Below are 2,601 nucleotides of genomic sequence, written 5' to 3' on the forward strand. Positions count from 1 at the left end.
GAAACACTTTCAGGAAGACTTACGTACTATATAGACCATCCTGTATGGATAGAACTTGGAGCAGCAGTACCTACTGCTAAAGACGTAATCAGACCTAAGAGATTTCCATTTGTATTAATGACACCTCACGCAAGATGGTCAATCCACTCAACTTACAAAACTTCTACATTACTCTTAAGACTTCAAAGAGGAAAACCTTATGTAATGATAAACCCTGAAGTTGCTAAGAAAAAAGGGATTAAAGATGGTGATGAAGTAAGAATTTTCAACGACCTTGGAGATTTCTACGCAATGGCAAAACTTCACCCTTCTTCTCCAAAAGACGCTATTGTTATGGAACATGGATGGGAACCTTTAATGTTTAAATTTAACAGAAACCATAATGCAGTTGTAGGCGACCTTCTCAACCTCCTAGAGCTTTCAGATGGTTGGGGACATTTAAAATTCGGTGGTAACTGGGATGGTAACCAGCACGCTTATACAACATCAGTAGATATTGAAAAAGCTTAATTTTAAGGAGGTATTAAAATGTCAAAAAGACAATTAGCAATGGTAATGGATTTAAATAAATGTATAGGTTGTCAGACATGTACAGTAGCATGTAAAACACAGTGGACAAATAGAAATGGAAGGGAATATATGTACTGGAACAACGTTGAAACACAGCCAGGAGCTGGATACCCAAGAAACTGGATGGAAGCTGGTGGTGGATTTGATGAAAATGGAAACCTTCAAGATGGTATTATCCCAGATATGGTACTTGACTATGGTGTGCCTTGGGATTACAACCACGAAGAGCTTTTTGGAAATGCAGATACCAACATATTAAGCCCAGACCAAGACCCTGTTTGGGGTCCTAACTGGGATGAAGATGTAGGAGCTGGCGATTGGCCAAACTCTTATTACTTCTATCTCCCAAGAATATGTAATCACTGTTCTAACCCTGGATGTTTAGCTGCATGTCCAAGAGAAGCTATCTTCAAAAGAGAACAAGACGGTATAGTTCTTGTTGACCTTGATAGATGTCAAGGATACAGATACTGTATAGCAGGCTGTCCATACAAGAAGATTTACTTTAACCCTAAACTTTCCAAATCGGAAAAATGTATTTTCTGTTTCCCAAGAATTGAAAGAGGTCTTCCTCCAGCATGTGCTCACCAATGTGTAGGAAGAATTAGATTTGTAGGATTCTTAGATGATGAAGAATCTCAAGTATATAAACTTGTTCACAAGTACAAGGTAGCACTTCCTTTAAGACCTGATTTTGGAACTCAGCCAAATGTTTACTACGTTCCTCCTGTCCTTTCTCCTCCAACTTTTGATGAGAGCGGTGCCCCTGTTGAAGGTAGCGAAAGAATACCAATGGATTTCTTAGAGAAACTCTTTGGACCTGGTGTTCATCAAGCTGCAAAAACTCTTAAAGAAGAAATGGAAAAGAGAAAGAGAGGTGAAGAATCTGAATTAATGGATATTCTTATTGCTTACAGCCACAAAGACATGTTCAGACTTGATGAGAATTACTATCAAAAGCTTGCTGAAGAACAAGGGCTTAAAGGTTCTGAATTCTTCAAAATTATTGATTACAGATATGTTCAAGGTGCTAATACTCCAAAGGTTGAAGTTAAAGCTTACTTTGATGTTAAAGAGAGCAAAGAGGGGTAATACCCCTCCTTACCATTTACAAAGACTATAAAAGGAGGAATAGATAATGAAAACTGCTTTTAAAGCTACACTCGCAACACTGGCAGCCTTTTCAATAAGTGCAAGTGCTTCTGAATACTCTGATTTTTACAAATACGAAGTTTTAAATGCTAAAAAAGTATCCAAAGAATTAACTACAAATGTTAACGATTCTGTATGGAAAACAGTTCCAGGAAAATATGTATATCTTTATCCTCAAGTTTCTGTAAGACTAAATGACAAGAAAGCTAACTCTTTAATTCCAAAGAAAAACTTAAGAAGAGCTCTTGTAAAAGTTGCTTACAATGATGAAGTTATTGCTGTATATGTAAGCTGGAGAGATGATACCCCTTCTGTACAGGCAAAATATGATACTGACAGCTATGCTGATGGAGTAAGTATTGAAGTTCCTAATAAGTTCGGTAAAGGAATAACTTTACCTTACATTGGTATGGGAGATGAAAATCACCCTGTAACTGTTTATCTTCAAAAAACTGTTGCTGGTAGAGATTATCAAAAAGTTTTTGTATCAGAAGGATTTGGTTCTTTAACTGAAATAAAAGAAGAAGGCACAGATATTTCCATGAAATACAATAAGCAGACTCATTTATGGACAGCTGTATTTGTCAGACCATTAAAAACTGAAAACTCAAATCTTAAGGCAGGTCTTGTTCCTATAGCCTTTGCAATTTGGGATGGAAAATTCCAGGAAAGAGATGGTAATAAATCTTTATCAAGATGGAAATTTATAAGACTGAAAGATTATAAATTAGATAAAGATTATCTTTCTTATGTTGCATGGGGAGTTCCTTATAAAAAACTTGGAGACCCTGCAAGAGGTAAACAGCTTACTATTCAAAACGGCTGTAATGGATGCCACAGATATGATGACCAAAAAGTTGCAATGCCTGGTCTTGCTCC

General features: G+C 36.6%; 3 protein-coding genes. All 3 read left to right on the forward strand.

The features are described from left to right. Nucleotides 1-510, forward strand: a 510-nt coding sequence (locus tag HG1285_RS04865; RefSeq protein ID WP_008288535.1) for a molybdopterin dinucleotide binding domain-containing protein, incomplete at its 5' end; no start/stop codon positions are given. 18 nt (nt 511-528) lie between these two features. Then, nucleotides 529-1,662, forward strand: coding sequence for a 4Fe-4S dicluster domain-containing protein (locus HG1285_RS04860; protein ID WP_008288536.1), 1,134 nt, complete (start codon nt 529-531; stop codon nt 1,660-1,662). Nucleotides 1,663-1,708: 46 nt separating this feature from the next. Then, nucleotides 1,709-2,601 (forward strand): ethylbenzene dehydrogenase-related protein (locus HG1285_RS04855; RefSeq protein ID WP_008288537.1); only part of this gene is annotated, 893 nt, incomplete at its 3' end.

It is taken from the genome of Hydrogenivirga sp. 128-5-R1-1, from assembly GCF_000171895.1.